Here is a 21,225-nt window from a genome sequence, read left to right as displayed (position 1 = left end):
CGGACGACTCACCCGGATGAGGGGTCGGGCGCGTGCCCCGTGCGAGAGTTTCGTGGGATCAGACGTCCCAGTCGGTGGGGACCTGACCCCAGGTAAGCAGGAAGTTGTTGAGTGCTCCCGCGTTCTCGATCGCCGCGGACATCGGGCCCTTGGCGAACTTGATCTGCCCCTTCATCAGCAGCTTTCCGCCTTCTTCCTTACCCGCGGCGGCGGCCTGCCAGGTCTCGAGGCTGCCGTTGATGATCAGCCACAGCTCACTCTCGTCGAACGTCCGCGGCGTAAACGAGACGACCTTGCCCTCTTTGAATTCGAGATGGCAGGCGACATCGTCCCGGCCGATGACGCCGAATTCCAACTTGTTGGTGAACGTGTCAGGATCCTTGAAACCCTCGTACACCGCATCGTTGGCATTGACCGCGTCGAGTGCTGCGTCACACCACTCCTGTGAGAAGAGCTTCAGCTTGTCGGTCATCGATCCAATCTCCTTGTCCTTGATGGCCAGCGCGGCAATTACGCTGGTCGTGCTGCGCGGATTGTGCGGACCTGCCGTGCCGCCGAAGGGGACACGGCGCCTCCCTGGACCCACCGTTCAATCACCCTGAGACCGTTCATACCAGCGAAGGCATCACGGCCTCGCGCCTCTCCGTCCAGCTTGAGCATCGCCGACCAATTGTCGCGATCCAGGCAGTGGTCGGCGTACTGGGTCGTGCTGTTCGAACTCGGAAGGTCTATCTCTCAATCGAGATGGACACAGGGCCCTCCTGCTGTTCGCTCGCAGCCATGGCCACCCATCTCGTAGTGGCCAGCGCGACCGCGATATTCGTGAGCATGCGTTGGATCGTCTCCGTGGGACGCCGGGGCGTCAGCAGTCTGGCGCATGCGATCGCAGCATGAAGGATGAGTACGGGCATCTATCGAACCTTCCAGGCTTTCGGCGAGGTCCCGAGTCGAGGCATCGGTTACGTCGCGAACGCGGTATCTGCTGGGGGAAACTGGACCAGGCGTACCATTAAAGAACTTCTAGCACGGGCCGCTAGTTCGTGGTGGTGATTTCGTCGACGAGATGGCGCCACCGACGTCCGTTTTCGCGCGCGCCCTCGGCATAGGCCTCGGGTGCTGTCAGAAATGGGGGACGGGCGGGCCCGGCGTTGATGTAGCCAGCCTCGTCGAAGCGGAGCTTCTCCAGGGTGACGTTGTACTTGGAGAACTCGGGGAAGTTGGTACGGGCGAGGAACGGCTCGTAGGTCCAGTCGATGCGATGGGTCAGATGTCGCGCCGCATCGAGGTTTCCGGATGCGAGTGCGTCCCGGAGGGCGAGCACGGGCTCCGGGCCGCACAGCGCGCTGCTGCTCCAACAGCCAAGCGCCTCGTCCGGGTAGAGGGTGCGGGTCGCCAGCCAGTCGCTTTCGAGCGGCAGCAGCCGCATCTTGCCGTCGACCGCGGCGATGTCCACCGCGAACTTCGGGGTGAGCGCAATGTATTTCGCGCCGATGACCTGGGGCAGCGTGGCGAGCTCGGCGTAGACCGGTGATGGGATCGGGCCTTTGAATGCTTCAGGGTTGTCGTAGAGCACGATCGCCATGTCGGGGAACGTGTCGGCGATATCGCGGTAGAAGGCGGCCATCGTGTCGGCGCCGAGTCCGCCCCACATCGGACGACCGAGGAACACCCCCTGGATCCCGAGATCTTCCAGGAAGCGGATCCGGTCGACGGTGTCACGGGTGTTCAGTGTGGTCGCCCCGATGAACAGCGGCAGGTCGGGGGCGACCTCGGACACGACTTCGGACACGCGCCGTGTGAATGCCTGCCACTCGGTGAGGGTCAGGGTTGCCATCTCGCCGAGCGTGCCGTTGGTGATGATGCCGTCGACGCCGTCGGCGATCAGCCGCCGGATCATCCGGTCCGTCTCCTCGAGGTCGACCGTGTCGCGCCCGGCGAGCTCCCCCGCGCCGGGGAGCGCCGGGGTCGGCGTGACCGCGACGACGCCGCGCAGGTCATTGACTCCGAATTTCTGTGCCATGCCATCTCCGATGTGAAGGTGTCGTTTCCAATGTCGTCGTTGACGTCCTAACGGTTCGGGAAGCGCCCCCTCCACGGTGGCCGCTGAAGGTCAGGAACGGTCGGGCTGGGCAGGAATGATCGCAGCGGACACCAGCCCGACGGCGGGGACCGTCGCCGTGCTGGTGGACGCCCGAACCCGTCACGGCGCGTGGGAGGAGTGGCCCGCCCACGCGCCGACCCTCACTGCGCGAGACCCGCCATCCGCGTCATACCGCGGACCCCGAGACCGCCGTCGCTGTTGATGATGGTGCCGGTCACCGCCGAGGTCCGCTCCCGCGAGGCGAGAAGCGCGTATGCCCATGAGTGATCCTCAGGCTGGGCGACGATGCCCAGCGGATTGATGCCCTCGATCAAACCCTCGATGTCCGGCACGTCCTTGAGACGTTGGCCCTCGTTGGCCAGAGCGGGGATGCCGCGCAGCTCGGTGATGGTGCCGCCTGGTGCCACGCCGTTGACGCGCACCTTCGGCGCCAGCTCGTACGCGAGCTCGGTCACGAGGCCGCGTACGGCGAACTTCGACGACACATACAGCGGGCCGCCGCCACCGGGGTAGAACGCAGCGTTGGAGAGGGTGAGGATGATGTCGCCCTCGTTCTCGATCAGCTCGTCGAGCGCCGCCTTCACGCTGAGCAGGTTGCTCTTGACGTTGACGCCGAAGAGTTGATCGAACGCCTCGCTGATCTTGTCCTTGGGCAGTTGCGGAATCTCGGTGAAGTAGTCGAATACGCCGACCACGCAGACGAGCGTGGTGAGCGGCCCGAACGCGTCCACGACGTCGGCGACGGCGCGTTCGTTGTCGGCCATCGACGTGGCGTCGCCTTCCGTCACCACGACGGAGTCGGCGGGCAGTGCGTTGCGCAGGTCCTTCACCTTCTCCGGGGAGATCTCGAGGATCCCCACTTTTGCGCCCTGTTGCACGTAGAGCTCGACCACAGCGCGGCCGATACCCGATCCGCCGCCGGTGACGAGCGCCACCTTGCCGTCCAGGAATCCCAAGGGAATCAGTCCTTTCTGAATAGAGCCGACAGGGGGCTCGCTTTGAGTTCCGAGCCCGGTCCGTAGGGCGTGTCGAGCAGCGCCGAGTACATGTCCGGCGTCTGCCAGGTGAGGCTCTCGAGTTGCAGCGGATCCAGATGGGTCTGGAATCCGAGGCGCGGCGAGGTGATGACGAGGCGCTCACCACTGCCGGTGCGGGTGTAGCCGACCTGGATCACCGTGAACTCGTTGGCGATCTGGATTATCGGTTCTCCGCGGTCGTTGTGGATGATGCTCATGTAGGCTCCTCCGTCACATGATCAGGGCGAGGTTGTGTGTCATTATCGTGGTCTGATCAAGCAGCACAACACGTTTGGCGAGACGGAAGCCGTCGCCCGCGCGCCGGAGCACGTCCTTACGTTCGCCCGAGAGGACGTCGTAGGTAGCAACGTCACCGCGGGTGCGGTAGAGCAGCAGGTTCGAGGTAACCTCGAACTCGTCCTCGCTATCGCCTGGCGCGACTTGAACGTTGGTGACGAAGTGCCGTGAGCGCGACGGCGGGTCCTCTGCCCACGCGTACTCGGTCTCGAGGCGCAGCACGCGCATCTCCATCGAGTCCGCGTCGTCGTCCATGTGGGTCATTCCCTCGACGACGTCGGTCACGGCCTCACGCTCCCGGGTGACCCTCAGGGGCACAATGTAGCTCAGGTCCTCGGCGACGAGGTCCAGCCATTCCCGGTACCTACCGGCGTCGAGCAGCCCGGCCTCCATGTAGAGCCAGTCGGTGATCTCACGGACGGTGGTGGCCGAGATCTGTGTCTGCGTACTCATGGCCTACGCCTCCGCTTTCGCTGGGGTCTTGGGGGCGGCCGGCGCCGACGTCTCCACCTTGCCGTTGCCGTTGCTGTTGCCGGCGTGCAGCGGTGTGTCCGCGAGCATGAGCTGCATCCAGTATTCGAGGAAGTTGCGCTGGTTGGCCTCGGCGTAGTCCAGCGGGTAGGCCTCCCCGGGTCCGGGCCAGTTCGGGTCGGGCTCGAGAACGCCGCGCCCCATCTGGTAGTTGAGCTCCCCTGTCTTGGCGAACTGACCACCCAGAACACGGGTGATACTGCGCCAGTTCTCGGCGTCGTCCTGTTCGAAGGCGCCGGAGATCCCGAAGGTGCGCAGGTAGGCCTTGTAGCTCTCGTCCTTGAACCAGTCGGGCGCCTCCTTTTCGACGAGGAAGAACGACATCACCTCCATCTTGTCCGGTCCGAGCGGGTGCCAGAGGCGCAGCGTCAGGAACGGCGTCGGTGGGGAGAGGTGGTCCTTGGCCATCAGGAAGTTGCCGATCGACAGATTCGGGAACACGGTGCCATGGATGAAGGCATTGGGCCGGAAGATCTCGACCTGCTCCGGCGTGAGCCGACGCCCCAACTCCTCGACGATGTTCTCCGGCATGCCCATGAACTCCGGCAGCGGCATACCCGGCGGCGGACCGATGATGCCCAGGCCGTGACCGTGCTCGGTGTGGACGTGCTCTCCGTAGAGCGCGAACTGCGGGTCGGGCGGGGCGAGCCCCAGCTCGACCATCGAGCGGTGGGTCATCATGGTGTGGTAGGCGTCGCCGACGAAGTTGTCTGCGCCGAGCTTCCAGTTCGCGTCGACCACCCACCGCTGCGGGGCGCCGACGACCTGCAACCCGGCGTCACTGCGGTCCAGAACAATATCGAGGTAGAACTTCATATCGCCGAGGTAGTCCTCCAGCGAATCGGCGTTCGGGTCCAGCGAGCCGAAGATCAGGCCCTTGTAGGTGGCCAGGTTCGGCATCGGCCGCAGGTTCCAGTCGGACTTCTTCAGCTGATTGCCGTACGCGTCCTTGCCGGCCGGCACGCCGACCAAACTTCCCGTGTTGCTGTAGGTCCAGCCGTGGTACGGGCACCGGAAGTGTGAGGCGTTCCCCATCTCCGCGCGGCACACCTGCATACCGCGGTGGCGGCAAGCGTTGAGGTGCCCGCGGATTTCGCCGTCCTCGTCGCGGCAGACGATGAACTGATCCTCGGAGATGTACCGCACGACGTAATCACCGCGCTCGGGGATCTCACTCTCATGCGCGAGAAAGACCCACGCGTGACCGAAGACCCGCTCGCGCTCGACGTCGTGCACCTCGGGATCGTTGATGATCGAGGCGGGGACGGTCCAGTCGGACTTCACGTCGTGCAAACCCTTCTGGAGGGTCTGCCGGAGTTCGTTGCTCAGCATGCTTTCGGCTTTCTCGAGTCAGACATTCTCTTTCTCCTTCTGGAAGTGCGGGCCTACGAACCCTGAAAGTGCGGGCCATCGAACCCTGAAAGTGTGGTCCTACGAAGCGAATTCGATCCCGCGCAAAGCCAGCTACTTGACTGACGTTCTACCATGTTAGTATCTTTGCTCACATCGGTCAACGTATTTTTGTGTCGTAGGTCACCGACGACCGGATTGTGTGTCGTGGGCCACCAACAAGGAGAGCGCAACATGACAACACCCGTCCTTTCCCCCGAGTGGATGCAGACATACGGCGAGCTGTGGAACAACACCGAGGCGACACGCCAGGGACTCAAGAAACTGAGCATGGTCATCGAGTACCGACTCGCCGAGGACGAGAGCCGCGCAGGTCAGATCCAGGTGGTCCTCGGCGAGGTCGTCCGGGCGGGCGCCCCGGCTGACGGCGTCAAGCCCGAGTTCGTGCTGACAGCCAATACGGACACCTGGCAGCGCCTCGGCCTGGGCGAACTCCCGGCAGCCAAGGCGATGGTCACCCGCAAGGTCAAGTTCCGCGGCCCCATGTCGGTCGCTATGGCGAACCTTCCATCCCTGGAAGCAGCGATGAAGATGATGGGCCAGATCGACGGCACCGACTGGTCGGTGTAACCGGAAAGCCCTCGCGCACGACGGTGAAATGTCCGCCCTGCATCGAGCATCCGACGCCGCCGCGGAACAGCAGATGAGGACCGTCCCGGTCGACGCGCGACCGGGACGCCGCCCTGGGCCAGGTCACATCATCAGCATTGGACATGCGCGGGTCGTGTACGGACGGCACTCCACCGATGATGCCGAGGGCGCGTTTCCTCGCCCTGCCGCAGCGAGGTTGGGACCCGCTGCGGCCCTTGATCATTCCAACCTGAAGCGACGGGCGGGCGGTGCGGACCTCTCGTTGGCGGAGCGCGTGCCCGTGCTCGTCGGCTGCCCACATCGTTCGTCTTTCCCTTGCGCGCGCCGCGGTTGGACGCTGCTGCGTCAGGGTGAAAGGCGTGTGGTCAGCTCCAGTACCCAGGGCTCGCATGAACTGTGGCGCACGCAAGGGGTCGCCGCTCGTCAGCCGGCGACCTTGCCGACGCGTCGTCAGACGGACGCGGCGCGGGGCATACTGGCCGGCATCACTTTGTACTGCTTGGTCGGGCGGTGCAGGCGCGGATCGCGCATCCACAGCGACACACGATCGCGGTGGGCCATCGCGAAGCGGCAGTACGACACGCCCTCTGCCCGACAGGCGATCTCTTGCACATCGATTGGGAGGCCTGTCGCCTCCGAGGCCCAGCCCGCCGCGTATCCCGCCTGGAGATGGCAGGCCCGGCTGCGGTGCCCGTCGTTCAGCGCCTCTCGCGCACTGAACGAGTTGTCCGACTCCCACAGCACGAGGAAGTCCTCGTCGAGCTTGGGCTCCCATAGGAGCAGTTGCACGTCTCCGTAGCCCGCCCATGCGAAGTGGAACGGGCCGGTAAGCACGCGATACTGCGGTTCGGTCATGCCGATCTTGCGGTCCGCGAAGAACGCCGCCGCGTGGCTGAGCCCGATGAGCCGACCGAACCGGTACATCACCGCGGGTGCCAGCTCGGCACCGAGGATCTCGACCAGCTCGCGCGGCAGGTCGCTGGCCACGACGTGGGTCGGAACCAGGGCATGTGGAATGCCGGCGAGCGACACCTGGGCATGGCCCGGGTCGCGCGTGAAGCGCTCCTGGTACTCACACATGTCGTCGAGGGCACGAGCGATCAATGCCGACAGCTCGGTCATGGCTTCTCTCCTCCTCGCCGCGGGGCGGCGACACCCTCCAGGTAGGCGACGAAGCGGTCGCCGCACCGACGGGTGTGCTGCTCTGCGAGGGTCCGGGCACGCTTGGCGGTACGTCGCTCGAGCGCCTCGAAGATGGCCCGATGCTCGGTTCTGGATTCCGTCATCGACTCCCCCATCTGGTCGCCCGTGAACGGAAGCCGCGCAAGCTGATAGCGCAGCAGCGACCACACGCCCTCGACGGTCTGGATGAGCCGCGGCATGCCGCTACCCTCGATGATCTTCAGGTGGAACTCGTAGTTGAGGTCACCGTAGGCCACTTCGTCCCCATGATCAATGGCCGCTTCCATCCGCTCGAGCACGCCACCGAGCTCAGCGAGCTGCTGGGCGCTCATCGCTTTGGCGGCCACCTCGGCGGCGAGGCCCTCGAGCACGCCACGTATCGCGAACAGCTCGGTGACGGTCGTGGAACTCGGCCGAACAACGCGACACCCGACCTGCGGGATGATCTCCACGAGTCCCTCTGACTCCAGTCGCTTGAGGGCCTCGGACACCGGCGTGCGACTGATCTGCAGCTCCTCGGACAGCGCGTAAGTCGAGAGCGTGTCGCCCGGCTGCCAGCGACCGCGGAGGATCTCCGCGGTGAGCTGCTCATACGCTTGACCGCTTCGATTGAGGCGCTGACTGACCATGGGATCCTAGGTGTGCGAAGTGATCGATTCACTCCAGTGTATTGCACCGGTGGACGCGTACCCGATCCGGCTAGAATGTTACTACGCTAGTTGGGTGCGGTTGATGCCACTGCGGTGTGGTGGATCACCCGAACCCACGCCGACGGCTTGGCCGACACCATGAACGTCACACGCGCCGGAACATCAAGCTCTGCAACGCTTCTTCGATGCCGCGCCGCTAGGGACAACCGAGCCGAGGGTGCGTGGCGGGGGTGTGATTTCGCCGAGGCCAGGTCGAGGGCCTCCCGGGTGATCGACGTCCGCGAGCAAGCATCCGTGCGCCCGCCGGAGCGCCGCACGATGCCTGCCGAGTCCCCACCCCCGATCCGTGGACCAGCCGTGTCCACCGACGGGGAGGTCTGTGGCAAACTGCCTTCCACTATGTCCAATAGCGCGCTAGCATACTAGTATCAAACGCACCGTGGAGGGTTCATGAAGATTCTGATCGCGACGGAAGAGACACAGGCGGACCCGGCAACCGAGCTGTGGGTCTGCGAGGTCTGTGAAGACGTGTACGACCCCCAGCTGGGTGACCCGGACGGTGGCATCCCCCCGGGAACTGCCTTCCAGGACATCCCCGACGACTGGGTCTGTCCGGTCTGCGGGGCGCGCAAGAAGGAATTCCGGAAGCTCAGGCCGGGCGAGGAATACCAGGATGTGAGCGAAGACCTCGTGACGGGAGAGCTGGGATGAGCGCTTCCGGCAGCGGCCGCGTCCTCGTCTGCCTCAAGCAGGTACCCGCCCCGGGGGCGGTCTCCTTCGACGAACGCACCAAGCGCATTCGCCGCGATTCCGACGCCGCGATCACCAACCCCGCCGATCTGTGTGCTCTCGCGCACGCGCTGTCGCTTCGCGACGCGCTCGGCTGGGAGGTGGTCGCCGTCACGATGGGGCCGCCCGCCGCCCAGGCCACCCTCGTCGACGCACTACGCCGAGGCGCCGACCGCGCCGTCCATCTTCTCGACCGGCGTTTCGCTGGCGCCGACACGCTGGCGACGGCGCGCGCGATCACCCGGGTCGTCGAACGTGAAGCGCCGGACCTCGTCCTCACCGGCCGCTGGACGCTTGACGGCGCCACCGCACAGGTCGGTCCGCAGGTCGCCGAACTGGCCGGGCTGCCGCAACTCACGCAAGTCGTGGCCCTGCATACCGGCGACGACGGTCGCATCCGGGCCGAGGTGGAAACCGATGTCGGCACGGAGGACTGGGCCATCGAGCTGCCGGGGTTGGTGTCGGTCGGACGTGGAATCGAGCCGCCCTGGGTCGTCGACGCCGCCGACGCCGCGGCCATCGAGACGGTCACCGCCGATGATCTCGGAGGAGGGCCCCGCGACTTCGGGACCCGCGGCTCGCCGACCTTCGTCGTCGAGATCCGTCCCGGCCGCAGTATGCGCTCCACGGAGCACGGCGCCGACGCCCCCGCCGCCGCCAGCATGCTGGCCGCCGCGTTCGCGGCGGCCCGCGAGGACCTCCGGCCCGCGACCTACGCTGCCGGTCCGGCATCCCCGCCGCGGGAGATCTGGGCGGTCGCCGAGCCGCTGCCGGGTGGCGGGCTGCACCCCACCAGCCTCGAGGCCCTCGCCTGCGCCCGCTCGATCGCTGCCGAGCTGCACTCCACGACCGTTGCCGTCCTCCCCGGTGCGCACAGCAGCGACGCGCCGCGCGTCCTGCACGCGCACGGGGCGGACCGGGTGATCGTGCTCGGTGACGCCGGGCTCGAGGAGTACGCCACGGAGCCGTTCACGAGCGCCCTCAGTGCGGCGATCATCGCCGGCTCGCCGTTCGCGGTGATCGCCCCGTTCAGCGCCCGGGGCCGCGACTACGCGCCGCGCGTCGCGGCCCGGTTGGGCCTCGGGCTCACCGGGGATTTCGTCGCGCTCGAGGTACGCGGCGCGGACAGCGACGACCCGGACCTGCTCTGGCTCAAGCCGGCGCTCGCGGGGAACGTGCTCGCGCCTGTCATCGCGCACACCACCCCATCGATGGGCACACTGCGCCCCGGGTCCTTCCCGGTCGCCGCCGTCCGAGACGAGGGCGATCCGCAGGTCGACGTCCTCGGGCCGGCCGCCAAGGCCGCCGACGACCGGTGCACGCCGATCGAGCGGCGCGTCGAGAATCCCGACGCTCCCCATCTGACAGCGGCGCGGGTGGTCATCGGCCTGGGCCCCGGGCTCGATGCGGCGACGCGCCGGGCGGCCGAGCGGTTGGCTCAGGCGACTGGCGGCGCGGTGGCGGCCACCCCAGCGGCGGTGGCCGCGGGCGACGCACCGCGGCAGATCGAGATCGGGCCACTCGCCCGCACGATCGCCCCCTCGATCTATCTGGGCCTGGGGAGACACGACCCCGGGACCCTCCGTGCGGTGAGTGGAGCAGGGCAGATCGTCGTGGTAGACCCCGACGCCCAGCTCGACGAACTGTCCGGCCTCGCCGACGCAGTCGTCACCGCGGATATCGAACCGGTACTTGCTGATCTGTTGGAGCTTGTCGCGGCGGTGCACTAATCCCTCCTCCGGAACTGGCTCACCGTCCCGGTCGGCGCCGGTGAACGGATCGGGCAGCATCGCCAGCCACTTGCGCAGCAGCGCATCGATCCGTGCCCCGGTGAGCCGGTCGCAGATCGCCTGCAGCACGGCCGGATCGTCGACCGCGGCGAACCCGTTGTCGAGTGCCAGTGCGGTGAACCCGAGCCCTGCCCCCGCGGCCTGACGCTGGGCCCAGTGGCGGCCGTTGATACAGAGTTTGGCGTTGCAGGAAAAGGACGAGCAGAACTCGAGGAAGAACGGGCCGAAGTCGGCGGCGACGCAGTAGAAGTAGTAGTGGTTGACCATGCCAGTGGACCTGACGCTCCACGGATAGCTCCGACCGTCGGCGTCGCGGCTTTTCTCGGTGATGGTGGGCTCCGGTGGGTCGGGCGGCCAGTAGGCCAACCAACCGCTACGACGATCCATGCACCCGATCGACGTCGTCGACCAGGGTCACCACCCCGACCCGCCGGTGCCCCTGAGCGCAGCCGCCACCACACGACTCGTCGGGCGGGCGAAGCCCCGTAAGATCTAGGCCGAGAGGTCGGGTGCGATGTCGACGATCATGTCTTCTTGACCGCCGACGAGTCCGCGCCGCCCGACCTCGACGAGGATTTCGCGGGTGTCGAGTACGTAGGTGGTGGCCGCACGCTCCGCGTGCCGGAGGAAGCTGGAGTAAACGCCCGAGTAGCCCAAAGTGATTGTCTCCCTGTCCACTTGCACCGGACGGTCCTGCAGCGGCCGGACGATGCCGTCAGCCGTGTCCTGCAACTTGAACAGATCACCGGTGTGCTTCCATCCGGTCAGGTCTGCGAGGGCGATGAACGCTTCGATGGGGGTGTTGCCCGCTTCGAACTCCTTGCCCGGCCAGGGATGCGTCGACCCTGGCAGCTCCTTCCTCGACCGCAACCCCGGAGTTAGCCACGGACAGTGACAGATTCTGGTGTGCGTGGATTCCGATCTCCGTCTCGGGATCGAGGACCTCTCGGTAAGCGCGCATCCGCGCTCGTATGTCGTTCATGGTCAGACGGCCACCCGAGTCGGTGATGTACGCGCAGTGGACGCCGTAGGCTTACATCAGCTTGGCTTGCTCGGCGAGGTGCGTCGGTGACGCCATGTGGCTCATCATCAGAACCCCGGAAACGTCCATGCCCAATTCTCGTGCCGCGCTGATGTGCTGCGCGGAGACGTCCGCCTCGGTGGCGTGTGTGGCGACGCGGACCGATCTAACGCCGAGTGAATGCACGAGCTTCAGCTCGTCGATTGTTCCGATACCGGGCAGCAACAGTGTGGTCAGCCGCGCCGTCGTGAGAGCTTGTTCCCGTACCCGGCGAGTCTTTCTGCGTTCGCGATGTGCGCTACAGCCGAGGTGACGTCGAAGACGATGTCGATGTCTTCGAAGCCGGGCATGCCGATGAGACCGTCGACACCGGCAGCGGTAGCGGGCACTCCGAGACGGGTAGCCCGGGCCAGTCCGTCGGATCCGGCCCACTGCGGCTGCAGCATCCTCGATGGTGAGGCCCGCGCCCGCACGATCCTCCTGGAGGATGAATGCCACCTCGGGTTCCACACGTGGGGTGATGAATCGGTCCGCAGGAACGCACCGATCGGACTCGAAGATCATCTCGTCGAGCAGGAATCCGAAGTCCGGCTGGTCGACCCCGAGCTGACGCTGCATCACCTGCGAGGTCACCCCCACTTTGTGCCCACACAGCATTCTGCCCGAGCCGAGCAGGTGAGCGCGCACGCTGGTCTGGATCCAGGTAGGCCCCGTCGATGGTCAGCCCGGACAGCGTTCGGAGAGCGGGGAGATCGGGATACGCCTGCTTGCGGCAGCGAGGAGATCGCGGCGAGAGCGCCGAGGTCGGCCGGCTGCGCCTGGTCGATGGTGTTCCGGCGTGTCGGCGTCATTCATGCGCGCACCGTTCCGGCAGCGACCGCTGTTTACGTGAGGCCGGCGGTCGTGTGAACGGGTACGGCCGTGGTCACGGCGAACCCGGCGATGTACTCGGGAATGGGCCGGTAGTACTCGGAGGTCACCGTGTACTGGCCGGCGGCCGCTTTCAGGGCGTTGTGGGCCGCGACCCAGGTGCGCACTTCGTGGGCGGAGTTGCCTGCCGTGGCGGCCATCTCCTTGGCGGTCCACGCATCGAGCCGTTCCAGCTCCCCGGAGGCCAGGATGTCAAGAAGTTGCCGGTCCCACTCCGGGGCGAGGTCCATGATGCCGGCCTCACCCCTGGTGAAGGCCTTGGCGGTGTCGATAACCCGCTGCTGGCGGACCGCTCGCGCCGCGGCGGTGGGGTGGCGGCCACCCAGCAACATCTTCCGTTGTTCCCCGGTCGCTGCCTCGAGCCGCGGTACCGGCGGGTCGTGGGACAGACCACCGGACCCGAGGAGCAGAACGTTCCCGTCGAAATTCTTCAGGAATGTGCCCACGGCCTCGCCGAGCAGGCGGATTCGCTTCATCGGCGCGAACGGTGCCGCCACGGAATTGACGAAGATCGGGATCACCGGCTTCGTCGCGATGCCCCCGAGCAGGATTTCCAAGGGCTGGACCGCACCGTGGTCGACTTCCATCTCGAGGGAGACTGCAATGTCCACGCCCTGGTCCAGCACCGACTGCGCCATCTGCTCGGCAAGCGCCGAGGGCACGTCGAGCCGGCCGGCGGAGCTGCCGAAGTCCCCCACGCCCGAGGCCTCGAAGCCGATGCAAAATGACGGCATGAGCTTGTAGAAGAACCCGTTGTAGTGATCGGGGGCGAAGGAAACGACGAGGTCGGGGTCGTAGTCTTCGATGAACTGCCGGGCCTGCGCGAAGGCCCTGTCCACCTCTGTGCGGACCTCGGGCGGGGGGTTGTTGAACTCCAGCAGCGGACTGTGTGACGTGCAGACCAGCGCGAGCGTCATTATCGGTTCCCTTCGGTGAACAATATGGTCTTCGCCTCAGCGGCGGGCCAGCACTCAGCCGGCAAGGGTGAGCGGGCCGGTCGGTTCGAGGCAGAAGCCGGACCAGGCGTCGGAGTATTCGGTGTCGTGCGCTGCGCGCAGTAGGTGTCGGTAGCCGCCGGAGTAGAAAACGAGTGGGTCGCCCGGGGCGTCGTCCAAATGGTGGACCTTCCCGATGAAGAGGGTGTGGTCCCCGGCGCGGTGGGCGTCGACCACCTCGACACTGATGCGAGCCAGGGCGCCCCGTACCAGGGGGGCACCGGCGATCTCGTCGAAGCTGAAATCCGGAAGGAGGTCGGGGCGCCCGCTGAAGTGCCGGCTAACGGTTTCCTGGTCGGCACCGAGAAAGCTCACCCCGTAGCGGCCGCTGGCGAGCAGCATCTCGTGCATCTTCGCCTTGGTAGCAATGGACACCATCGCCAGAGCCGGGTCCAAAGACACCGACATGAATCCGTTGGCGGTCATGGCGTGGATGCCATCGGCGTGTTTGGTACCGATGATCGTCACTCCGGTGGTGAAGCGCCCCATGACATTACGGAAACGCCGGGGTTCCACAGGGGGCGCCGCATCCGGGCCGGTAGTAGTAGTAGTAGTAGTAGTAGTAGTCGACGTCGATGTGCTCATTGCTCCACCTCTCGAACTGAGATCTTAGTATGTCAGCTTAGGGGTGTGTGATCGACCTGACAAGCCTCTCCGTCAAAGGCGACCGGAAGCTGTTCCGGTCCACCGGCGATCTACGTCGTCGTCGACCGCCGGTAAGGCAGCCCCACGGTCGGCCGCATTCACCTAGCCCAGAGGGCGTTTGATGGATCCTCTGGGCGCCATCTGTTCCGTCGCCGCGTTCGGTTGGACCGCATCATCGAGCGCCTCGAGTACGATCGTGTGAGCCGTATTCTCGAGCGAGATATGGTATTGAAATACTAGAATCTGACAGGGTCAACCCTCATCGGTTTGGTCCCGTGCAGTGATCGTCGAGAGGCTGGATGTTCCATGACCATGACCATGACCGCGTCGGGGAGCAAGACGGACCAGATCTACGACGCCCTCCGCACCCGGCTGATGCAAGGGCATTACCAGTTCGGGGAGGTCCTGAGCACCTACGAACTCGCTCAGGAGTTCGGCGTGAGCCGCCGGCCGGTCATGGACGCTGCGATGCGGCTGGCGTCCGAGGGATTCATTTCCATCATCCCCCAGGTGGGGTGCCGGGTGATCATCCCCGACGAAGAGAGGGTCCGTGAGCATTTCGCCCTGGCCGGAATCCTCGAAGGTGCGGGCGCCAAGCTGGCAGCCCTCAACGCCACCGAGGTGCAACTGGCCGACATCGATGCTGCACTTGGCCGCTGCGCCGGCCCAGCCGAGGCGGACGATGCGGCGGCCTTCGCGGCCGCGAACCGCGACTTCCACTCCGCCGTGCTGGCAGCCAGCGGCAACCAGCGACTGACCGAGCTCGCCAAACACGCCTGGGATCTGAGCGATTTTTACATCCAGAAGAACCGAGTCAGCACGGACCTGCGCAGATCTCAGAGTGAACACTCCGACATTGCAGGGGCGATCTCGCGCCGGGAACCAGGGCTTGCGCGAGAGCTCATGGAAGGGCATCTCTCGCGATTCTGGATGGGCGTTCACATCTAGCCACTCGCCGGTCACGTCCACGGCAGGCGAGGCAGCGGGTCACCCTCGACAGGGTGTAAGCCCGCGGCCCAGCCGTAGCCGGGCGGCGAAGCGCCATCAGGCTCCGGAGTGCCGGAGAAAGACCGACCCGAGCGGCGTCCCCGCCCCGTGAGTTGAATCCGGCCGAATGGCGCGTGCCCGTCAGGGCGAACACGGGGAGGTCGACGGCGATGATCTCTGAGGCGACCGCCGAGATCGTTCCGAGAGCAGAACGCGAGTAGCGCGCACACTCCGCTGTGCGGGCCGGGGAAGCACGGCTTACCCCGTGCGCCGCATCCGCCCGCGGACACCGAGCCCGGGCAGGGCGCGGAGCCGCTCCGCTGTCTGCACCGGCGCAAGCATGTGTGGGGCATCGCTGTGTCGGTCACCGCATCCGCCTGGCGGCCCCACGCGACACCGCGGCGGAAAAACAGCATCTTGTCATTGAGATCTTAGTATGCCAGCATGTTACGTGTGATCGCAGTCACTGGTCGGATATCAGTCAGGTACCGGGGATAGGCATCCGGCCGGCGAAATGTATCGGGGCGGCATGACTGCCGCCGAGCCGAACCAGCCGGGCCTGGTTGCAACAGGAAGGATTGCCGTGGAAGAGCATGTGAGCATCTGGGGAGACCTCGCGGGTGTCGACCTGGTTCAACGAACGGTCGATGTCGACGGAGTCGCGACGCGGGTCGTGGAGGCCGGGAGCGGACCGAGCCTGATCCTGGTGCACGGGACGGGCGGGCACCTGGAGGCGTACGCGCGCAACGTGCGGGATCTGGCCAAGGATTTCCATCTGGTCCTGTACGACATGCCCGGGCACGGTTACTCGGACAAGCCCGACCGGCCGTACACCATCGACTATCTCAGCGATCATCTCGTGGCGTTGATGGACGCGCTGTCCATCGACCGGGCCGACCTCTCGGGCGAGTCCCTCGGCGGCTGGGTCGCGGCCTGGACGGCCGCGCACCACCCCACTCGCGTCCGCGGGATGGTCCTCAACACACCCGGGAACATCACCAACAAGCCCGAGGTGATGGCCGGCCTGAAGGAATCGAGCATGAAGGCGGTTCGTGAGGCCAGCCCGCAGACCGTGCGAGCCAGGGTCGAGTGGCTCTTCCACGACACGTCCCTGGTCACCGACGAACTCGTGGGCCTGCGGCTGCGGATCTATTCCCAGTCCGGCTTCGAGACGGCGATGGCCAACATCCTTGCGGTGCAGGACTGGGAGTACCGGCGCCCCTTCGTGTGGTCACCGACATGGTGTGACCGCATCCTCGCCCCGACCTTGTTGCTGTGGACCGACCACGACCCGACCGCCGCCGTCGAAGAGGCCTCCCTGCTCGAAACACTCATCTCGGGAAGTCGCCTGGAAGTCATCGAGGGGGCCGGGCATTGGCCGCAGTGGGAGAAACCGGACGAGTTCAACGAGGCACACATTCGATTCTTGAAAGGAAAGTCATGACCGCACGAAACGGCGCAGCGTACCTCGAGAGGTTGCGCACGCACAGTCCCGAGTTGTGGGTGGGATCGGAGAAGATCGTCGATGTCGTCGGGCACCCGGCCACGGCCGGTGCCGCCGCCGAGATCGCCCGCCTGTACGACCTCCAGTTCGAGGACGGCAACGAGGACATGCTCTTCGAACCCGCCGACGGCGACGGCCCGGTCGGAGTGCAGTTCCTCGAGCCGCGCTCCCGCGAGGACCTGGAGCAACGACACGCCATGCACAAGAAGTGGGCGGATTCCACCCTGGGCATGATGGGTCGCACCACGGATTTCGTGAGCGCCATGCTGGTGGCCTGGAACGCCAATGCCGACTTCTTCGGCGACAACGCCGACAAGGTACGCGACTACTTCCGGCACGTGCGGGACAACGACCTGTTCCTGTCCCACGCGATCGCGGACCCGCCCGTGGACCGGTCCAAGCCCGCGTCACAGCAGCCCGACCCCTACACCTATCTCGGGGTCAAGGAGCAGACCGCGGAGGGCCTGATCGTCAGCGGCGCGAAGATGCTGGCGACGGCCGCACCCTACTCCGACGAGATCCTCGTCTGGCCGTTCTCGCTGCGCAAGTTCGCCCCGGAGGAGAAGCCCTACGCCATCGCCTTCGCCATCCCGACCGACGCACCCGGCGTGCGGCTGATCTGCCGGGAGCCGTTCGGCGGCGGCAATGCGTTCGACCAGCCGCTGTCGAGCCGGTTCGACGAGATGGACGCGGTGGTCGTCTTCGACGACGTGCTCGTGCCCTGGGACCGGGTCTTCATCAACCAGGACTACGAGCGGGTCAACCGGATCTGGGAGATCAACTCCAACGCTTTCACCGGAGCCCAGACCTCGGTCCGCCTGATGGCGAAGCTGCAGTTCGTCGCCGGGCTGGCGAAGCGGGCCACCGAGGTGGTCAAGACAGATCAGTTCCCGCAGGTCCGGGACGCCCTCGGGGAGATCAGCACCTACATCGAACTGACAAGGGCCGCGATCCTCGCGTCCGAGGCCGGCGCCACGCCCAACCAGGACGGTGTCCTCTTCCCCGACCTCCGGCCGCTGTACGCCATCCGCAACTCCGGAAACCGCTGGTATCCACGGGTGCGCGAGATCCTCCAGCAGATCCTCGCCGGCGGACTGCTCTACCAGCCGGCCGACGTCAGTGCGTTCGACTCCCCCATCGCGTCGGACCTGGCCAAGTTCTACCGCGGCCCCGACAACAGCAGCGTCGACCGCATTTCCGTCTTCAAGGTGGCAGCGGATCTGGCGGTCTCCGCCTTCGGCGGACGCCATGAACTCTATGAACGCTTCTACGCCGGCGATCCGATGTTCCTGCGCATCAACACCCAGTTCAACCAGTACGACTGGACGGAACCGCTGGGACTGATCGACGGGTTGCTGGCCACCTCGGCCGAACACGCACGGACCGCCGGCTCCGCAGAGCCGGACCGCACCGAGGGGGGCGCCGCGGCATGACCGTCACGGGCAAGCGGGCGCTGGTGACCGCCGGGTCGAGCGGGATCGGTGCCGCCGTCGCGGCATCGCTGCGGGCGGGCGGCGCGGAAGTCTTCATCACCGGAACCCGACCGCACACGGCCGACGTCGCCCGGGACCTCGGGGCGGCGGGCTGGGCGATCGCGGACTTCACCATGCCCGGCGCCGCCACCGGCGCGGTCCGGTCTGCCCTCGACACTCTCGGCGGTGTGGACATCCTCGTCTCCAACACCGGCGGCTCGCGGGCCGCTCCGGCCACCGAACTCGCACAAGCGGACTGGGAGTCGGCCTACCGGTTGATCCTCGACAGTGCCATCTCGCTGACCAACGCGGTCCTGCCGGGCATGTTGGCCTCGGAGTGGGGTCGGCTGATCTACCTCACCTCGGTTGGTGTGGTGCGGCCACTGCCCCGCCTGCACACGTCCAACGTGATGCGTGCCGGCGTGGCGGCGCTGGCTCGGTCCCTCGCGGGTGAGGTTGCGCCGAACGGGATCACTACCCACGTCATCGCCCCGGCGCACGTCGATACCACGCGGCGGAGGGCATTGGTGGCGGCGGCCGCCACGTCGGCGGGTACCTCAGTGGAGGAAACGGAGCGGCGGCAGCTCGCCGCCGAGCTCCCCGTCGGCCGCTGGGGGCGGCCGGAGGAGATCGGTGAGCTCGTGGCCTATCTCTGCTCGGAGCGCGCCAGCTTCCAGACCGGGTCGACGCACGTCGTCGATGGCGGAATGACCTCGATCTAAGGCGGAAAGAATGACGAATTTCGACGTGTGGATGGAAAAGCTGCACGACATGAAGGATTTCGACCCGGAGCGTTCGCTGCCGGACGGCCTGGTCACCGGCCCGGACAGCGCGCGCTGGCTCGAGGAGGAGATCACCGGCAACCCCAGCCGGGTCGGGGTACTCGCGGACGTGCCGGCGAAGTCCATGGAGTTCTACCTCCAGGAGATTCCGGCCGGAACGGCGACCGACCTTCAGCGGCACTTGCACGAATCCGTGCACTGCGTCGTTGACGGCAGCGGCTACTCCGAGATCGGCGGGAAGACCCTGCGCTGGACGGCAGGGGACTTCGTCTACACCCCGCCATGGGTCTGGCACCGGCACTACAACGACGGCACGACGAACGTCCGAATGATCCTCGTAGAGAACTCGCGGATGCTCGACAGCCTCGGCATCAATCGGCGGGAGAGCGCCGGAAATATCGCCTACCACGACAACATTGACAGGAGTTGATCCAATCATGGGAATCTCACAGGTGTCCCACGCCGAACTCGCCGTAGGCGACCTCGAAGAAGCGGTCGGCCTTCACGTCGACGTGCTCGGCATGAAGGAACTCGGCCGGTCCGACGGTTCCGTCCGGCTCACCGCGGGCGTCGACGAAAGGTGCGACCTGGTACTGACCTCGGGTGGCACCGGCGTTCGCCGGTTCGCCCTCAGGGTGGACTCGCACGACGACCTCGAGCACTACGGCAAACGCCTCGCCAACGCCGGCGTCGAACACAGCACCCGCAGCGACGAGGATCCCGGCGTGAGCCAGTCCTTGCAGTTCCGGACGCCGACCGGCCACGTGATGGAGCTGTCACTGCTCACCGACGCCGAGGGGCCGCAGTACATTCATCCGGCGCGAGCCGCCCATCGCGGCGGGATCCGGGCACTGGACTTCGACCACATCACACTCCAGGCGCAGGACCCGAAACCACTGGTCGAGTTCATGGTCGACATCCTGGACTTCCAGATCTCCGACATCTTCGCTCCCGCACCCGGCGTGATGGGTGCTGCCTGGCTCCGCGCCAGCGACCTGCACCACGACGTGGCAATCATCTCCACACCCGAGCCCGGAAAGTCGCTGCACCACTATGCCCTGGGAATGGAGTCCTTCGACCACCTCAAGGTGGCCGCTGACGAACTCGCACGGCACGGTGTGCCGATCGAGACCGGACCCGGCCGTCACGGTGTGGGCGCCAACCTCTACACATATTTCTGGGTCGCGGGTAACCGTTACGAACTGTCCGCGGAAATGCCCCGGGTGCGCCCCGGTGCGCCCGGAATGTGGGACAACTTCCCGAAGGCGTTCAGCCCCTGGGGCCTGACCCCACCCGAGTCGTTCGGACACGCCTCCTAGGGAACCGGTGCCGCCCTTGACCTTCCCCGTCAGCGGCGGCACCGGCACCAATGCCTTGCACAGGTCGATCAATGCATCAAGGGGCGGATCCCGATCCGCCCATTCCAAGGTGAGGAGACCCGCGAGCTGGCGGACTTCTCCGTGAGTCCCAGATCGGATACAGCCGGGGACGTTTGCGGGCGATCAACTTCGTCGCCTTCCTTCGTCCAATCCCCGGCAGCGCCCACAGGGCCGTTTCCAGGTCCCAGGCGGGCCATCCCGGGGTCAGCGGTTCCGGTTCGTCGAACCAGGTCCCGGTCCGGGCCTATCGCCGTCAGAAAGGCGTTCAGCGCCTCGGACTGGGTGTCGAGGATCGTCCGCGCCGCTTTCGGGGGGACCTGCACGGACAGGAACGTCACCGCGACCAGGTCGTCCGCGGTGAACCGGTCCGCCTCCCCGGCCCGATTACCGGTGCTGGACCAGGAGTCGAAGTGCGCGCCGACGTAGGCGTCGTCGCCCAGGTACGGGCGGTCGTAATACTTCGTCAGTGCCTCGATCGCCGCGGCGTCCGAGTCGGTGGCGAGGGTGGTCGGCAGCCGCAATGTCATACCCCGCACCCCCTCACCCCCCAGGTGCCGGCGACCGGGAACCGAACCGAGGTGGGCGCTACGCGCCGGGCCCGGAATCAGGGGCGGTGTCCGGCCGCGGCGCGGCCGCCGGCGGTCTCCGGCAGAAGCGTGCGGGCCTTCTCCGCCAGGTCCGGCAGGCCGAGCGCATCGAGCCAATCACCGTAGGCCCGCGCCAGGGCGGCCAGGGCGAATTCCTCGTCCACCAGCACCACCGGACTGGTGGGATACGCGACCCGCGCCACGAACCGGGCGATCTCGTCGGCGGACGTTGTGTGGACAGTATCGCGTTGTGGGCGTGGCCCTTCGGACGTCACAGGGACGTTTCATCTGCCCAGTTCAGTGATAGGAATGCGCGGTGATCGATGCGCGCAAAGGATGGCCTGAAGGCGAGTGCACCACCACTGGCTTCTTCGACGGCATGGACCGCTCGAGGACTGCGAACCCGCCGCCCGGACCACCCGAAACAGCCAGCACCCGGGGGTCGGGGGCAGGCATGGTTCTCGCCCTCCCACCTCGACGTTGCGGGCATGATTTAAGCTCCAGACCAGCCCGTCTCCGTCAACGGCGAGATCGATCACCCAGGTATCGGTGCCATCCAGGGCCCA

Annotated in this window: 21 protein-coding genes and 3 pseudogenes; 9 read left to right on the top strand and 15 right to left on the bottom strand. The window is 66.3% G+C overall.

The window, feature by feature from the left end:
- Nucleotides 1–58: 58 nt before the first annotated feature.
- The 6 genes from ROP_RS39635 to ROP_RS39605 form a co-directional block, all read right to left on the bottom strand.
- Entirely contained in the window at nucleotides 59–472 is a 414-nt protein-coding gene (locus ROP_RS39635; RefSeq protein WP_005253633.1) for an SCP2 sterol-binding domain-containing protein, read from the bottom strand.
- A gap of 561 nt (nucleotides 473–1,033) precedes the next feature.
- Complete coding sequence (locus tag ROP_RS39625; protein WP_005570095.1) at nucleotides 1,034–2,020, bottom strand: dihydrodipicolinate synthase family protein; 987 nt, start codon at nucleotides 2,018–2,020, stop codon at nucleotides 1,034–1,036.
- A 221-nt stretch (nucleotides 2,021–2,241) separates the two neighbouring features.
- Entirely contained in the window at nucleotides 2,242–3,057 is an 816-nt protein-coding gene (gene hcaB / locus ROP_RS39620) for a 3-(cis-5,6-dihydroxycyclohexa-1,3-dien-1-yl)propanoate dehydrogenase (protein ID WP_012687243.1), read from the bottom strand.
- A gap of 5 nt (nucleotides 3,058–3,062) precedes the next feature.
- Nucleotides 3,063–3,335 (bottom strand): hypothetical protein, encoded by a 273-nt coding sequence (locus ROP_RS39615; RefSeq protein ID WP_005253629.1) that lies wholly within the window; start codon nucleotides 3,333–3,335, stop codon nucleotides 3,063–3,065.
- Between the two features lie 13 nt (nucleotides 3,336–3,348).
- Nucleotides 3,349–3,867, bottom strand: a complete 519-nt coding sequence (locus ROP_RS39610) for an aromatic-ring-hydroxylating dioxygenase subunit beta (protein ID WP_005253626.1) — start codon at nucleotides 3,865–3,867, stop codon at nucleotides 3,349–3,351.
- Between the two features lie 3 nt (nucleotides 3,868–3,870).
- The gene (locus ROP_RS39605; RefSeq protein WP_005569761.1) at nucleotides 3,871–5,277 is read right to left on the bottom strand and encodes a Rieske 2Fe-2S domain-containing protein; all 1,407 of its coding nucleotides are present in this window, start codon (nucleotides 5,275–5,277) and stop codon (nucleotides 3,871–3,873) included.
- A 252-nt stretch (nucleotides 5,278–5,529) separates the two neighbouring features.
- Between ROP_RS39605 and ROP_RS39600 the strand changes: the two genes are divergently transcribed.
- Entirely contained in the window at nucleotides 5,530–5,925 is a 396-nt protein-coding gene (locus ROP_RS39600; RefSeq protein WP_005253619.1) for an SCP2 sterol-binding domain-containing protein, read from the top strand.
- Between the two features lie 471 nt (nucleotides 5,926–6,396).
- On the opposite strand, the gene ROP_RS39595 is transcribed toward ROP_RS39600, so the two are convergent.
- Both ROP_RS39595 and ROP_RS39590 read right to left on the bottom strand, forming a co-directional pair.
- Entirely contained in the window at nucleotides 6,397–7,068 is a 672-nt protein-coding gene (locus tag ROP_RS39595) for a V4R domain-containing protein (RefSeq protein WP_012687242.1), read from the bottom strand.
- Complete coding sequence (locus tag ROP_RS39590; RefSeq protein ID WP_012687241.1) at nucleotides 7,065–7,757, bottom strand: GntR family transcriptional regulator; 693 nt, start codon at nucleotides 7,755–7,757, stop codon at nucleotides 7,065–7,067. Before ROP_RS39590 ends, ROP_RS39595 begins: the two co-directional genes overlap by 4 nt.
- Nucleotides 7,758–8,228: 471 nt before the next feature.
- Between ROP_RS39590 and ROP_RS39585 the strand changes: the two genes are divergently transcribed.
- The gene (locus tag ROP_RS39585; protein ID WP_005253614.1) at nucleotides 8,229–8,489 is read left to right on the top strand and encodes a rubredoxin; all 261 of its coding nucleotides are present in this window, start codon (nucleotides 8,229–8,231) and stop codon (nucleotides 8,487–8,489) included.
- Entirely contained in the window at nucleotides 8,486–10,297 is a 1,812-nt protein-coding gene (locus ROP_RS39580; RefSeq protein WP_012687240.1) for an FAD-binding protein, read from the top strand. Before ROP_RS39585 ends, ROP_RS39580 begins: the two co-directional genes overlap by 4 nt.
- Nucleotides 10,298–10,321: 24 nt before the next feature.
- On the opposite strand, the pseudogene ROP_RS44735 reads toward ROP_RS39580, so the two are convergent.
- The 5 genes and pseudogenes from ROP_RS44735 to ROP_RS39560 all read right to left on the bottom strand — a co-directional run.
- Nucleotides 10,322–10,684 (bottom strand): annotated as a pseudogene (locus ROP_RS44735) (hypothetical protein); the annotation flags it as partial.
- Nucleotides 10,685–10,849: 165 nt separating this feature from the next.
- A pseudogene (gene dmpG / locus ROP_RS39575) lies at nucleotides 10,850–11,633 on the bottom strand (4-hydroxy-2-oxovalerate aldolase); the annotation flags it as partial.
- The gene (locus tag ROP_RS44730; RefSeq protein ID WP_012687237.1) at nucleotides 11,612–11,824 is read right to left on the bottom strand and encodes a hypothetical protein; all 213 of its coding nucleotides are present in this window, start codon (nucleotides 11,822–11,824) and stop codon (nucleotides 11,612–11,614) included. The pseudogene dmpG and the gene ROP_RS44730, both read right to left, overlap by 22 nt.
- 438 nt (nucleotides 11,825–12,262) lie before the next feature.
- Nucleotides 12,263–13,225 carry a 3-carboxyethylcatechol 2,3-dioxygenase gene (locus tag ROP_RS39565; protein ID WP_012687235.1) on the bottom strand — a complete coding sequence of 321 codons (963 nt, stop codon included), beginning with the start codon at nucleotides 13,223–13,225 and terminating at the stop codon, nucleotides 12,263–12,265.
- Nucleotides 13,226–13,279: 54 nt separating this feature from the next.
- Complete coding sequence (locus tag ROP_RS39560; RefSeq protein WP_005253601.1) at nucleotides 13,280–13,792, bottom strand: flavin reductase family protein; 513 nt, start codon at nucleotides 13,790–13,792, stop codon at nucleotides 13,280–13,282.
- Nucleotides 13,793–14,254: 462 nt separating this feature from the next.
- Between ROP_RS39560 and ROP_RS39555 the strand changes: the two genes are divergently transcribed.
- The 6 genes from ROP_RS39555 to ROP_RS39530 all read left to right on the top strand — a co-directional run bounded on the left by ROP_RS39555 (nucleotide 14,255) and on the right by ROP_RS39530 (nucleotide 20,012).
- Nucleotides 14,255–14,896: a GntR family transcriptional regulator gene (locus tag ROP_RS39555; protein ID WP_012687233.1), complete on the top strand. Its 642-nt coding sequence runs from the start codon at nucleotides 14,255–14,257 to the stop codon at nucleotides 14,894–14,896.
- A 622-nt stretch (nucleotides 14,897–15,518) separates the two neighbouring features.
- Complete coding sequence (locus ROP_RS39550) at nucleotides 15,519–16,379, top strand: alpha/beta fold hydrolase (RefSeq protein ID WP_012687231.1); 861 nt, start codon at nucleotides 15,519–15,521, stop codon at nucleotides 16,377–16,379.
- Nucleotides 16,376–17,872: a 4-hydroxyphenylacetate 3-hydroxylase family protein gene (locus ROP_RS39545; protein ID WP_012687230.1), complete on the top strand. Its 1,497-nt coding sequence runs from the start codon at nucleotides 16,376–16,378 to the stop codon at nucleotides 17,870–17,872. Before ROP_RS39550 ends, ROP_RS39545 begins: the two co-directional genes overlap by 4 nt.
- Nucleotides 17,869–18,633, top strand: a complete 765-nt coding sequence (locus ROP_RS39540; protein ID WP_012687229.1) for an SDR family oxidoreductase — start codon at nucleotides 17,869–17,871, stop codon at nucleotides 18,631–18,633. Before ROP_RS39545 ends, ROP_RS39540 begins: the two co-directional genes overlap by 4 nt.
- Before the next feature lie 10 nt (nucleotides 18,634–18,643).
- Nucleotides 18,644–19,123, top strand: coding sequence for a cupin domain-containing protein (locus ROP_RS39535; RefSeq protein ID WP_012687228.1), 480 nt, complete (start codon nucleotides 18,644–18,646; stop codon nucleotides 19,121–19,123).
- A 7-nt stretch (nucleotides 19,124–19,130) separates the two neighbouring features.
- Nucleotides 19,131–20,012 carry a VOC family protein gene (locus ROP_RS39530; protein ID WP_012687227.1) on the top strand — a complete coding sequence of 294 codons (882 nt, stop codon included), beginning with the start codon at nucleotides 19,131–19,133 and terminating at the stop codon, nucleotides 20,010–20,012.
- A gap of 76 nt (nucleotides 20,013–20,088) precedes the next feature.
- On the opposite strand, the pseudogene ROP_RS43780 reads toward ROP_RS39530, so the two are convergent.
- Both ROP_RS43780 and ROP_RS39520 read right to left on the bottom strand, forming a co-directional pair.
- Nucleotides 20,089–20,599, bottom strand: a pseudogene (locus ROP_RS43780) (DUF6308 family protein).
- A gap of 77 nt (nucleotides 20,600–20,676) precedes the next feature.
- A complete protein-coding gene (locus tag ROP_RS39520) occupies nucleotides 20,677–20,934 on the bottom strand; it encodes a hypothetical protein (protein WP_012687225.1) in 258 nt (85 codons plus the stop codon).
- Between the last annotated feature and the right edge of the window lie 291 nt (nucleotides 20,935–21,225).

The organism is Rhodococcus opacus B4 (genome assembly GCF_000010805.1).
Taxonomy (GTDB): domain Bacteria; phylum Actinomycetota; class Actinomycetes; order Mycobacteriales; family Mycobacteriaceae; genus Rhodococcus_F; species Rhodococcus_F opacus_C.
The sequence above is the reverse complement of the archived record's forward strand: the minus strand, read 5'-3'. Positions and strand labels throughout refer to the sequence as shown.